This window comes from Flavobacterium hibernum (genome assembly GCF_000832125.1).
GTDB classification, from domain to species: Bacteria; Bacteroidota; Bacteroidia; order Flavobacteriales; family Flavobacteriaceae; genus Flavobacterium; species Flavobacterium hibernum.
Window position 1 is genome coordinate 392,431 of the sequence record NZ_JPRK01000005.1, and the last position, 13,659, is coordinate 406,089.

Below are 13,659 nucleotides of genomic sequence, written 5' to 3' on the forward strand. Positions count from 1 at the left end.
TTCACCATATAAGTGATATAAGTTCATTTAAAAGTAAACTTGTCGCTATTCCTTTTTTTCAATTCCGAGGAACAAGGAAAGGTTCAAACAATCAAATCAAGCAAATAACAAAACTCGTTTTATCATCTTCGGTTTGGTAACTTAGATAACCGCCGTGGGCTTCGATGATATTTTTAGAAAGTGTTAATCCAATTCCGGCTCCATCTTTTCGGGTTGTAAAGAATGGCAGAAATACTTTGTCTCTAATTTCAGAATCGATTCCTTTTCCGTTATCTGAAATGATGATAAAAAAACGGTTATTTTCGGTATAACTTGACAAAAATATTTTCTTTTCTGACTTTTCCTTCAAGGCATAAATACTATTGGTAATCAAATTAATAATAACTTGTTCTATCTGGTTTTTATCAATCAAAATAGAACGCGAGCTATTAATTTCGTTTACCAATTCAATATTTTCTGCTTTTAAAATTGGCGCCATGATTCGTAAACAATCATCAAAAAGTGAATTTATTGGTGTCATTATTTTAGTTGGCGTTGGGAGCATGGCTAATTTTCGATAGTTTTCGACAAAAACCTGCAAATGATCACTTCTATTAATAATGGTTGATATACTGCTTTTAATGTCATCAAAATCATCATCATCGAGTTTTTCCTGATCGACAATATGAAGTAAATTTTGCGAAAGCGCGCGTATTGGCGTTAAGGAATTCATAAGTTCGTGCGAAATAATTTTCATTAAATTTATCCATGCCTCTTTTTCTTTCTTCTCTATAACACACTGAATACTATCTAATAAAATGATAAAATATTCTTTATTGTATGATTTTGCACGTGATGTTTGCAGTACAAAAGTTTGCAAATCCTGCTCTTCGATTTTAATAGAAATTGCCGATTTTAAATCTGAAAAACCAACATTTTCAATCTCAGAACAAAGTGAGGGTAAATAGTTTTTGAGGTATTTCCAATGGCTTACTTTTGGAACTTTAAAAAGGCTTGAAAAGCAATCGTTCATTAAAAAAATATTCCATTCTTCACCTTCTTTTTCCAAGATTAAAGCAGCTGTATCAATGCTGTTTAAAATAGACTGATACACAATTTCTTTTGAAGTCTGATCTTGTTGTTGATCTTTTAATGACTCATATAACAAGTACAAATTTTTAAAGTTATCTTTTTTATTTTCTTCTGGAAAATTGGTAGAAAAGTCTTTTTGCAACATCGAAATCAATGTTCTGTCGTAAAATAACAATCTGTTTTTGACAAAAAAATACATTTCAAACAACATTAAAACGCCAAAAAAACCAACTAAAAATGCATTGTAATAAAACATCTTGAAAATCAAAAAGGAGCAAAAGAAAAAGAGTATCATAACAAACAAAACTCTTGCAAACAAAGCATTATAAAACTTCCAGTTTTTCATTATTTTATTTTTTTATTACCACAGATTATAGGATTAAAAAAGATTTTTAAATTTAGCTCACATAGAATCTGCGTGAAAAAAAATCCTTTTTTAATCCTATAATCTGTGGCTAAACTACTTTTTAATTCATGAGTTTTTCAAATCGTACTTTTCAATTCTTCGGTATAATGCAGCTCTTGACAAACCAAGTTCTTCAGCCGTTTTACTAATATTTCCGTTGTGTTTAAATAATGCTTTTTCGATCGCATTTTTCTCCATTTCAGACAATGGATTTTCATCATTTTCCAGCACATCTTCAAAATCTAAAATATCCAGGTCATGTACAGAAATTGTATTATTATCTGCCAAAATTAAAGCACGTTCGATTTTATTCTCCATTTCTCTGACATTTCCTTTCCATGGATATTTTTCTAAATAGGACGCCGCATTATCTTCAAATTTCCATCCCGAAGTTTCGGGACCATGATTGTATTTCTCCGCTATTTGATCGAGAATAAAATGAGCCATTGGAACAATGTCATCTTTTCGTTCGCGCAAAGAAGGCAAATGAATTTCCATCGTATTAATACGGTACAACAAATCTTCACGGAAGGTTTTATTTTTAACCTCAGCTTTTATATCGCTGTTTGTCGCAGCAATTATGCGAACATTTAAAGGTCTTGGTTTGCTTTCGCCAAGACGCGTAACGGTTTTAGTTTGCAAAACGTGTAATAATTTAGCTTGCAAATGAAGCGAAATGTTTCCTATTTCGTCCAAAAAAATAGTTCCGTTTGATGCCATTTCAAATCTTCCGGGCGTATCTACCTTGGCATCGGTAAAAGCGCCTTTGGCATAGCCAAAAAGTTCGCTTTCAAATAAATTATCGCTCAGAGACCCTAAATCAACATGAACAAAAGGTTGTTTTTTTCTTTCTGAATTTTGATGAATAAACTCGGCAAAAACATATTTTCCTGTTCCATTTTCGCCTAAAACTAAAACATTAGCATCAGTTTTAGCTACTCTTTCGGCAATAGAATAAGCGTGTTTTATTTTTTGCGAAGTACCTACAAAGTATTTTTTTTCTGTTTTGTCGGTTACAACTTTTTTAGTGTTTTTTCGGCTTTCAACAACTGCCTTTTCGATTATTTCGAGTAATTTTTCATTGTGCCAAGGTTTCAAAACATAATCAAAGGCACCAATTTTTATACCTTCAACTGCGGTTTCAATTTTACCAAAAGCAGTCATTAAAATTACAATCGTTTGAGGCGAAAGTGTTTTTATTTCCTTAAGCCAATGAATCCCTTCACGTCCATCTTCGAAACCAATTCGATAATTCATGTCTAGTAAAACCACATTTATTTCATTTTCATTTAAAATGGAAATGATTTTTTTGGGGCTATTGGTCGTAAAAATGGTTTCAAAATGTTTTTTAAGAATCATTTTTGCCGAGAAAAGAATTTCTTCCTGATCGTCAACGACTAATATTTGGGCTTGTTTTTTTCGCATGGTTATTATTTTTGTCCGATTTTGAACGGTCAACTGTTCATTATCGAACACTCTTTTTAGGGAGTGGTTTTTAAAGCTTCTTTAAAATCAATACTTTACAAATAATAAATTTTATGGCACAGTATTTACCTATTGATTATCAGTAAATTATTTAAAAAATGGACAAGGTAATTCCTCGTAAAAATAGAAAATTTAGGTATCTGACAATAGCAATTGCTGTTTTTTTAGTATTGGCTGTAGTTATCTTCTTTTCATTTAACACTAAAAGAAGTTTAAATGTAAAAGCGGAAGAAATAACGGTTCAAAAAGTCGACAAGGATTTTTTTGAAGATTTCGTTGTTTTTCAAGCTAAAGTCGAGCCATTAAATGTGATGCTTGTAAATGTTACAGAAGGCGGCTCTGTAAAAGAGATTTTTGTAGAAAATGGTGCAATGGTAACCAAAGGTCAATCGCTGGCACGCTTATACAATCCAAACACTGAGCTTAATTATCTGACTCAGGAAACAGCAATTATTGAGCAAATCAACAACTTGAATACGGGTAAACTGAATATTAGAAATCAGGAATTGAATCTTAATAAGGATTTAGTTTTAATCGAGCATGATTATAATGATGCTAAAAGATTATATGATATGAACGCTAAATTATATGATAAAGAGGTGATTTCAAAAAATGATTGGAATACGTTTAAAGAGAGTTTGCGTTTTCAAGAGGAACGCAAAAGAACGATTCAGCAAAGTATTCAAAAGGAAAAACAAACGAATCGAATTCAGATTTCACAAATCAACAACTCAATTCAAACTATGGAAAAGAGTTTGGATATTTTGAGAAACAATAAAAAGAATTTCCTAATAACTGCTCCAGAATCTGGACGATTAACTTCTTTCCAACCTGTTTTAGGAAAAACGTTTCAGGCAGGCGAAAGCATCGGAAAAATAGATTCGAAACAAGGTTATAAACTTACTGCTGATGTCGATGAGTTTTATCTGGAAAAAATACGAGAAGGTTTGAAAGGCCAGGTAGAATTTAAAGGATCAACTCTTGAAGTTATTGTTACCAAAGTAATTCCTGAAGTAAAAGGCGGTCATTTTATTGTTGAATTAGCCTTTACATCTAAAGAAAATATTGTTTTACAAGATGGATTAAGTTTTGGTGTAAAGCTGATTTTATCTGAAAAAAATAAAACTCTTGTACTTCAAAAAGGAAGTTTTAATCAGGAGACTGCAGGAAAATGGATTTTTGTAGTAAAAGGAAATAAAGCCGAAAGAAGAAATATAAAATTAGGTCGAGAAAATCCTTCTTATTATGAAGTTCTAGAAGGTTTAAAAGAAGGAGAATCTGTGATTACCTCATCGTATACAGATTACAAGGACATTGAGGAATTGTCAATTAACACTCAGTAATAGTTTTCAGTCTCAGTTCACAATTAACAATTTATAATTAGCAGCGTTTCAATCATCAATCAAAAATCACAATCAACAACAATCAACAACAATTTAAACCAAAAAAATATGATAACAATTCAAAATTTAACCAAAGTTTTTAGAACCGAAGAAGTAGAAACTTCAGCATTGAGTGGTATTTCTTTAGAGATTAAAAAAGGCGATTTTTTAACTATCATGGGACCTTCAGGTTGTGGAAAATCTACTTTATTAAATATTATTGGACTTCTGGACGGAGCAACAGACGGAAGTTATAAATTATTAGACCAGGAAATGATTGGCTTAAAAGAAAAAGGAAGAGCTCAGGTTCGAAAAGAGAACATTGGTTTCATTTTTCAGAATTTCAACTTAATCGATGAGCTTTCTGTTTATGATAATATCGAATTGCCTTTGCTTTATAACAATGTAAAAGCATCGGATAGAAAGCAAAAAATTGAGGCTATTGCCGAAAAATTAAATATCTCTCACAGATTGAAACATTTTCCGCAACAGCTTTCGGGAGGACAACAACAAAGAGTTGCCGTGGCAAGGGCTTTAGTTAATGATCCTAAAATTATTCTAGCCGATGAGCCAACTGGGAACTTAGATAGTAAAAACGGTAATGAGGTTATGGAACTTTTAACAGATTTACATGCTAAAGGAGCAACAATTTTGATGGTTACGCACTCTGATTATGATGCTTCGTTTTCGCAAAAAACGATTCATATGAAAGATGGGGTTATATTTTCTGAAAAATTAAATCAGAGAAATGTTGATGTTTTTATGGACGCTAAATAATACAAAAATGATCAAATTTATTATAGCTGCAATTACAATCCTGTTAGGATTTGTTTGCAAAGTATTGGCAATGATTTAAAACCTAAACAGCACGTAAACTGTTAGGCTATAAAAAAATAAGTGTAATAACTTAAAAACACAAAACATGATTTTTAACTGGTTTAAAATATTTATATATCATTTAAAGCAAAACAAATTGTTTTCGTTCTTAAATGTCCTTGGCTTAAGCATTGGAGTTGCGGGAGTTATTTTTGCAATTTTATATTGGAACAATGAAAACGCATACGATCAATGGAATCCTGAAAAAGAAAACTCTTATCAAGTCCTGAACGTAATTGGTGGAACTGGAGACACTTGGGGAACAAGTTCGATTCCTTTTGGACAAACCTGTAAAGCAACGATTCCGGAAATTGAACAAATTTGTTTTTTAAACATCTGGTACGGTGAGTCTGTTATAAAATATCAAAATCGAAAAGTAATCGATAAAAAAATCATGGTTTCTGATGAGAACTTTTTTGATTTTTTCCCTTTTCCAATTATAAAAGGTGACAAAAAGGATATTTTAAAAGACAAAAATAGCGTGGCTATTGCTGAAGAACAAGCGAATCTGCTTTTTAAGAATGATGATCCAATTGGGAAATCAATTTCTTATGATAATAAATCATATATCGTAAAAGCTGTTTATCGCATTATAAAACCATCTTCTATTGAACCAAATTACGTTTTTGGAGGAATTGTACGGGAACAGGATTTGAACCAATGGGGGAATTTCAATTATGGCTTGATGATCAAAATCAAAAAAGATGTTGATCCTGCTTTAGTTCTTAAGAAAATGCATAATGTCAACTTTGTAAACAGAACTGTAAAGGATGCTAAAGAAAGTGGTCAGACTGTGGCGCAATACATAAAAGAAAATGGAGAAATCAAGATTATTCTGGATCAGTTGAAAACTTTGCATTTGCATGGCACAAAAGCTTCCGGATCAGCAATTCCTGAAGGAAAAGGAAACCTACAGCTTCTTTATATCATGGCAGGGTTATCTGCTTTGATTTTAATTTTATCACTTGTAAATTATATCAATTTAGCAACAGCTTCGGCCATAAAACGTGCTAAAGAAGTTGGTGTTCGCAAAATTGTTGGCGCAAGCAAAAATCAAATTATTGCTCAGTTTATTTTTGAAACTGCTATTATTGTTATTTTGGCAATTATTTTTGCGCTGGCAATCGTAGAACTATCATTGCCTTACTATAATGCGTTTTTGAAAAAATCTTTGACAATGAATGGTGGCGAATTTTACCTGCAGCTTATTTTTATATTTGGATTAGTAATTATTCTTGCGGGTATTTTTCCAGCTGTTTATATCTCAAATTTTGAAACTTTAAAGGTTTTAAAAGGAAACTTTTCAAGGAGTAAAAGTGGTATTTGGATTCGAAATTCAATGCTTATTTTTCAATTTGGAATTGCCGCTTTTTTCATCATCGGAGCTTTAATTGTAAATTCTCAGGTTGACTATATGATGAATAAAGATCTAGGTTTTAGCGGTGACCAGGTTATCAGAATTCCTTTTAGAATCGAAGATTATAGTCAAAAGGCTCAGAAATATTTTACTGCAAAACAAGAAATCTCTAAAATGTCAGGAGTTGAGGATATTTCTACTTTTGCGGGTACTTTTGGGAACAGTACAAACTCAAGTTCCGGTTTTACACACAATGGTGTTTTTGTTCAGCCACGAAATGTTGAAATGGATTTTGGTTTTCTGGAAATGATGAAAATTAAAATTGTCGAAGGCCGAAATTTATCTACTAAATTCGCTTCTGACACTATTGATAATTGGTTAATAAATGAAACCCTGGCTAAAACATTAGGACTTAAAAATCCTATAAATACAGTAATAACATCTGGTTGGGGAAATGAAAAAGGAAGCCTGAAGTTTAAAGTTGTTGGGGTTGTAAAAGACTTTAATATTACTGGACTTCAAAATAAGGTTCCACCAATGGTTTTTATCAATACGAAAACTTTAAAATGGAATAACTTTGAAAATGTTTATGTAAAAGTTTCTCCAAATAATCTGACTGAAACTTTAGCCAAACTAAAAACATATTGGGAGAAAAATATAAATCCTGACTATCCTTTTGACTATGAATTTGTAAATAAAGGATTTGCCAAAACCTACGAAGAACAAGTAAAACAAAAAGATCTGTTTTTTATCCTGAATCTTGTTGTAATTATCATTGCCATTTTTGGATTGTTTGCTTTAGCATCGTTCTCGATGGAAAGAAGATTAAAAGAAATCGCAATCAGAAAAACTTTGGGTGCAGAAACTGATGTTTTATTAAAAGCATTATCAAAGCAATATGTTCTGTTTTGCTTAATAGGATTTGGTATCGGAATTATTCCAGCCTACATTTTACTACAAAAATGGCTTGAAAATTTCGCTTTCAGAATAGGCGTTTCGGTTGTTCCGTTTAGCATTGCGTTGGTTTCTTTATTGGCGCTAACTTTAATTATCGTTTTAACTAAAGCCTATCAGGTAACCAAAATAGATATTCTAAAATATTTAAAATACGAATAAGCTTGTAGACCATTTTTTTATTTTAATTATCAAACCCGACAGTCCCGAAGCCTCGAGATAAAACCTGTCGGGTTTATTAATTAAATAGAATTCTTTATTTCGAAACAATTGAATCTGAATACAGTAATTTATCTAAACTGTCGTCACGACTGTACACATCAGGGAAAAAATTAATTTCGCCATTGTCCTGAACCCAAGCGGTAAAATAACCAATATAAACGGGAATTTTATTTTTAAGCATACAGGTCGTTTCTTTTTCGCCGCTCATTGCCTGATCAATTTTAGTTGGCGGCCAGTCCGGATCGTCTTTTAAAATAGTCAGCGCTAATAATTTTGCCTCTTTTACATTAATACAACCGTGACTAAACGTACGCTTTTCAAACTCAAATAAACTTTTTGCCGGCGTATCGTGCATGTAAATATCATTTGGATTTGGGAACATAAATTTCACCAATCCTAAAGAGTTTTTAGGTCCTGGTTTTTGTCGCACTTTTCCACCATTCCATTCCATATTATGTTCGGCTAAATAATTTTTATCATTCGCAATCTGAAGTTTTAATTCGTTTTGAATAATACTTTGTGGAACGTACCAATAAGGACTAAAAACAATTCTGTCCATCATTCCGCTAAAAATTACGGTTTCACTCAATCTATTACCAACAAAAATATCGGAAGTAAACGCATATTTCCCATCCTTCACATAAAACATTCTGAACGACGGAATATTTACCATGACATATTCATTTGCTTTCGATAATTTAGTCGGAATCCATCTGCATCGTTCCATATTCAGCATTATCGTTTTAATTCTTTTGCTGATTGGTTCATTCAATTGATTAATATGATCTCTCGTTATGGCGTAATTTAATTTAAGATTGTATCTTCTTTTATAGTTCAATATGCCGGCCATCAATTCTTCATCATAAACATTACTTTTAGAATCTTGCTTTAGATCTCCGGTAACAAACAAACGATTCCTGATTTGTTTAATGGCAATAGCTGTATCATCTGGTCTCAAATCTTTATAATTAGCACTGTCAATTGTAATTTTCTGCCAGAGATTATCGGTTTCTATTTTACGGTATTTTTTCAATGCATCTTTTAATTTGTAATATTGATTAAACAAAAGATTATCATCTTCATTCAACCGATTTGTATCGACAATTAAAGAATCTAAAATTCTGGAGTACGAAATTGTTTTTGCTGGTAAGTACCAGCCAATTTTCTTTAAAGTTGCAGGATCGACGCCAGAGTAAACATTACTGGCATAAAAAATATACATACTGGTCAGGAGCAATTCAGTATCTACGTGTGTCGGATCAACATTATCACTTTCGTTAAAAGCCTGATCAATGACCTCTTTATACGGCATTTCTTTGTCAATTCCCTGATCTTTCAGAACATTTACTTTTTGATACAATAACGCGCCAAATTCACTTATGCTTTTGTCGTCGTACCAAATAGATTTGTATTGTTTGTTTTTATAAATATCCTCAACATCCTTTTGATATTTTTTTAGTTTGGGATATTTTTTAAAAAATGCATTTATAGAAACGGCATTTATAGTAATGTCTGAAACATACGTATGCTTTATCAAAAGCTCTTTACTTTTTGATTTAGCCGAAAATGAAGTAAATGAAAATGCAAAAAAGCTGATCGTAATAATAATTGTAGAAAAAGTAAAATTTCGCATATTTTTAAAGTTTAAATTTTTACAAAATTAGAATTAAAAAATACCGAAAACCCATAAGAAGTCACAAAGAAAATAAGTTTTCAGATTTTTCGAATTGCTAAAAATACTTTGATTTAGGGTAATCAAATATAGCCAAGATTATTGACAATTATAACATAAAGCAAAGTAATTTTATATTAAAATTCGTATAATTCATTAGCAAAAGATTTTACAACAAATCATGACAAAAAAAATATTATTTGTTTTTTTATAAATTCATCGAGACAAACTCAAACTATCAGAATCATTTTGAGCAATCTCAATATCAATAAATACAATTTAAAAGGGTTTGAATCCGAACATAATCTGTTATCTTTGTAGTCTGAAATCAGTTTAAATAAACACAATGCGTTAAATCGATTTTAATCAATAGAAAATAGTACATTAAATGAAATTAGATAGAAAAGAAATTCTTAAAGCTCTAGAAACAATTACTATAGCTGGAGAAGGAAAAAATATGGTTGAAAGTGGAGCTGTTGCCAATGTAATCACTTTTGGAGATGAAGTTGTAGTAGATTTAGTTTTGCACACGCCAGCAATGCACATTAAAAAAAGAGCTGAAGATGATATCAAAAAAACAATTCTTGAATTGGTATCTCCAGAAGCTAAAGTTAAAGTAAATATTAAAGTTGAAGCCAAGGAAAATCCTAATGAAATAAAAGGAAAAGCAATTCCTGGTATCAAAAATATTATAGCCGTTGCCTCTGGTAAAGGTGGAGTTGGAAAATCTACTGTTACTGCAAATCTTGCTGTAACGTTAGCAAAAATGGGATTCAATGTTGGTGTTCTTGATGCTGATATCTACGGACCTTCGATGCCTATTATGTTTGATGTCGAAAACGAAAAACCAATTTCAATTACTGTAGACGGAAAATCAAAAATGAAACCAGTTGAAAGTTATGATATCAAAATACTTTCTATTGGATTTTTTACAGCTCCAAGTCAAGCCGTAATTTGGAGAGGTCCAATGGCTGCAAAAGCGTTGAATCAAATGATTTTTGATGCTGATTGGGGAGATTTAGATTTTATGCTAATTGATTTACCTCCGGGAACTGGAGATATTCACCTTTCGATCATGCAATCATTGCCAATTACTGGAGCAGTTGTAGTAAGTACTCCACAAGCTGTGGCTCTTGCCGATGCTAAAAAAGGAGTAGCAATGTTCATGCAAGACAATATCAATGTTCCTGTTTTGGGAATTATCGAAAATATGGCGTACTTTACACCAGAAGAATTACCTGACAATAAATATTATATCTTTGGACAAGAAGGTGCAAAAAACCTTGCCGAAGATTTAGGTGTTCCATTTTTAGGGGAAGTGCCAATCGTACAGTCTATTCGTGAAGCAGGAGATTTTGGTCGCCCTGCAGCTATGCAAACAGCTTCGCCAATTGAAACTGTTTTTGAAGAAATCACCAGAAGCGTTGTACAAGAAGTAGTAAACAGAAATGATAATTTACCTGCAACTGAAGCCATTAAAATTACAACTATGGCGGGTTGTTCAGCAGTAAAGAAATAAATTAGATAATTGAGATAATGAGACGATGAGATAATGTTTTACGATAATTTTTAAATTATCTAATTAACGCATTATCTCATTGGCACATTTGCTAATTGACACATTAAATATTATGACAACAGAAGAATTAACAACCAACGTATTATTGGCCCTTGATGAAATCAGACCTTTTTTAAATTCTGATGGAGGAGACATTACGCTTATTTCTATAGACGACGACAAACATGTTAAAGTTCGTCTTGAAGGAGCATGTATAAGCTGTAGTGTAAATCAAATGACGCTAAAAGCGGGAGTTGAAACAACTATAAAAAAATATGCGCCACAAATTGAAACTGTGGTTAATATAATGTAATACAAAAAATATTGCGTTTTACTTTTTAATAATTAGCAAGAATAACAGCCTTTTTAAGCGATTTTACTCTGTAATTGTAATAGTTACAGCATTACAAAAGCGGTAATGTTCTTGGTTCAAAAATGCATCTTAACGAAAGCAGTAAAAAAGAATACGCATTTAGTATAAAAATCATTTAACATAAGGAAGGATTTTTTCACGTTATAAAATCCTAAACAGTAAAATTCCAATAATTAAAATGGATGTATTAATAAAGATTAAAGACCGAGAAGGAGTTATACATGAATTACAGGCTCCCACTGATATGGCAATGAACATAATGGAGCTATGCAAAGCATACGAACTTCCTGTTGAAGGAACTTGTGGCGGAATGGCCATGTGTGCTTCTTGCCAGTGTTATGTTCTTAATGACGTTGCATTACCGGAAATGGGAGATGATGAAGAAGCGATGCTTTCGGAAGCATTTTATGTTAAATCTAATAGTCGTTTAGGCTGTCAGATTCCAATTACTACAGAATTAGAAGGATTAGAGCTAGAATTAGCCCCTGAATATTAAAAAAAAACGAGAACCAAGGTTCTCGTTTTTTTTTGATTTGTGAAAAGTTAGATGTAAAATATTATACGTTTCTAAACCCGACAGGTTTTATCCCGAGGCTTCGAGACTGTTGGGTTTGTCGTAATGTAAACTTGAAATTTACCCACAAAAAAACCGCAATTACATTACTGCAATTACGGCTTTTCCTTTATAACAATTTTCTTTAATCTCTGATTATACCAAACCTGCCTGAATTAAATACTCAGCGATTTGAATCGTGTTTGTAGCAGCACCTTTTCTTAGGTTGTCAGCAACAATCCACATGTTTAATGTATTTTCCTGGCTTTCGTCACGACGAATTCTTCCAACAAAAACATCATTTTTACCTTCAGCATATAATGGCATTGGATACGTAAATGTATCTAAATTATCCTGAACCACTACTCCATCAGTATTGTGTAAAATTTCGCGAACTTCATTTACATCAAAATCGTTTGTAAACTCAACATTTACCGCTTCGCTATGTCCACCAACAACTGGTACACGAACTGCTGTAGCTGTTACTCTAATAGTATTGTCACCAAGAATTTTTTGAGTTTCGCGAACTAACTTCATTTCTTCTTTAGTGTATCCATTTTCTTCAAAACTATCGCAATGTGGAATCGCATTTCTGTGAATTGGATATTTATAAGCCATTTCTCCCTGAATTCCTGCGTATTCATTTTCTAATTGTCTCACCGCTTTTACACCTGTTCCGGTGATCGACTGATAAGTAGAAACGATTATTCTCCTAATGTTGTATTTTCTATGCAATGGAGCCAAAGTCAAAACCATTTGTATAGTTGAGCAATTTGGATTTGCAATAATTTTATCTTCTTTTGTTAATGATGTAGCATTGATTTCTGGAACTACTAATTTTTTAGTTGGATCCATTCTCCAAGCCGATGAGTTGTCGATAACGGTTGTTCCAGCAGCAGCAAATTTTGGAGCCCACTCTAATGATGTATCTCCTCCTGCAGAAAATAAAGCAATATCAGCTTTCATATCAACTGCTGTTTGCATTCCTACAACTTTATATTTTGTTCCTTTATATTCAATTTCTTTTCCTACTGATCTTTCTGAAGCAACAGGAATTAACTCTGTAACAGGGAAATTTCTTTCTGCCAAAACTTTAAACATTATCTCGCCAACCATACCAGTGGCACCTACAACCGCTATTCTCATTTTTATATTTTTAGTATGAATTAATCTTATTTACTCTGCAAAAGTATACATAATAAAAATTAAAACAAGGCGGTTCACAAAAAATAACAAAATGTTACAAAACAAACAATTACATAAAAAAACCGCCTCAATTAAGAAGCGGTTAAATTAGACTTAGTGTAGCGGTATTATTTTTTAAGCAAATCTCTAATTTGCGTCAATAACTCTTCTTGAGTTGGTCCAGCTGGTGGCACAACAACTTCCTCTTTCTTTTTAGCATGATTAATTGCCTTGATAATAATAAACAATACCAGAGCAACAATTACGAAATTAATTACTGCTGATAAAAATAAGCCGTATTTAACTCCTCCAAATGCAACCAAATCTTCAATTTTAGACAAATGAGCTGCATCTAACGCCGGCTTTAATACTAACGGAGTAATCACATCTTCAATAAATGAACTAACGATTTTACCAAAAGCAGCTCCAATGATTACACCGACAGCAAGATCAACTACGTTGCCTTTCATTGCAAATGCTTTAAACTCAGAAATAAATCCCATAATTGATTTGTTTTAAATTTATAATTAATTGATTATCGAAAATACGTAATTTTCTGTAAAGT

The 13,659-nt window shown here is 32.1% G+C and carries 11 protein-coding genes; 6 read left to right on the plus strand and 5 right to left on the minus strand.

Annotated features, from left to right (window positions below; genetic code table 11):
- Positions 1-91 precede the first annotated feature (91 nt).
- Both IW18_RS06020 and IW18_RS06025 read right to left on the minus strand, forming a co-directional pair.
- Complete coding sequence (locus IW18_RS06020) at positions 92-1,417, minus strand: sensor histidine kinase (RefSeq protein ID WP_041516675.1); 1,326 nt, start codon at positions 1,415-1,417, stop codon at positions 92-94.
- A gap of 126 nt (positions 1,418-1,543) precedes the next feature.
- On the minus strand, positions 1,544-2,902 hold the full coding sequence (locus IW18_RS06025) for a sigma-54-dependent transcriptional regulator (RefSeq protein WP_041516676.1): 1,359 nt from the start codon (positions 2,900-2,902) through the stop codon (positions 1,544-1,546).
- Between the two features lie 158 nt (positions 2,903-3,060).
- Between IW18_RS06025 and IW18_RS06030 the strand changes: the two genes are divergently transcribed.
- From IW18_RS06030 to IW18_RS06040, 3 genes are all read left to right on the plus strand, one after another.
- Entirely contained in the window at positions 3,061-4,305 is a 1,245-nt protein-coding gene (locus IW18_RS06030) for an efflux RND transporter periplasmic adaptor subunit (RefSeq protein ID WP_041516677.1), read from the plus strand.
- A 108-nt stretch (positions 4,306-4,413) separates the two neighbouring features.
- Positions 4,414-5,121 (plus strand): ABC transporter ATP-binding protein, encoded by a 708-nt coding sequence (locus tag IW18_RS06035; protein ID WP_041516678.1) that lies wholly within the window; start codon positions 4,414-4,416, stop codon positions 5,119-5,121.
- 145 nt (positions 5,122-5,266) lie between these two features.
- Entirely contained in the window at positions 5,267-7,693 is a 2,427-nt protein-coding gene (locus IW18_RS06040) for an ABC transporter permease (RefSeq protein WP_041516679.1), read from the plus strand.
- A 94-nt stretch (positions 7,694-7,787) separates the two neighbouring features.
- Here IW18_RS06040 and IW18_RS06045 read toward each other — a convergent pair whose 3' ends face one another.
- On the minus strand, positions 7,788-9,386 hold the full coding sequence (locus IW18_RS06045; RefSeq protein ID WP_041516680.1) for a L,D-transpeptidase family protein: 1,599 nt from the start codon (positions 9,384-9,386) through the stop codon (positions 7,788-7,790).
- A 427-nt stretch (positions 9,387-9,813) separates the two neighbouring features.
- On the opposite strand from IW18_RS06045, the gene IW18_RS06050 reads away from it, so the two are divergent.
- From IW18_RS06050 to IW18_RS06060, 3 genes are all read left to right on the plus strand, one after another.
- On the plus strand, positions 9,814-10,944 hold the full coding sequence (locus IW18_RS06050; RefSeq protein WP_041516681.1) for an Mrp/NBP35 family ATP-binding protein: 1,131 nt from the start codon (positions 9,814-9,816) through the stop codon (positions 10,942-10,944).
- A gap of 112 nt (positions 10,945-11,056) precedes the next feature.
- The gene (locus tag IW18_RS06055; protein ID WP_041516682.1) at positions 11,057-11,296 is read left to right on the plus strand and encodes a NifU family protein; all 240 of its coding nucleotides are present in this window, start codon (positions 11,057-11,059) and stop codon (positions 11,294-11,296) included.
- 238 nt (positions 11,297-11,534) lie between these two features.
- The gene (locus tag IW18_RS06060; RefSeq protein WP_007805184.1) at positions 11,535-11,852 is read left to right on the plus strand and encodes a 2Fe-2S iron-sulfur cluster-binding family protein; all 318 of its coding nucleotides are present in this window, start codon (positions 11,535-11,537) and stop codon (positions 11,850-11,852) included.
- A gap of 213 nt (positions 11,853-12,065) precedes the next feature.
- Here the strand turns inward: IW18_RS06060 and IW18_RS06065 are convergent, their stop codons facing one another.
- Positions 12,066-13,055, minus strand: coding sequence for an aspartate-semialdehyde dehydrogenase (locus tag IW18_RS06065; RefSeq protein WP_041516683.1), 990 nt, complete (start codon positions 13,053-13,055; stop codon positions 12,066-12,068).
- Positions 13,056-13,222: 167 nt separating this feature from the next.
- Positions 13,223-13,597 (minus strand): large conductance mechanosensitive channel protein MscL, encoded by a 375-nt coding sequence (mscL, locus tag IW18_RS06070; protein WP_041516684.1) that lies wholly within the window; start codon positions 13,595-13,597, stop codon positions 13,223-13,225.
- Positions 13,598-13,659: the final 62 nt, after the last annotated feature.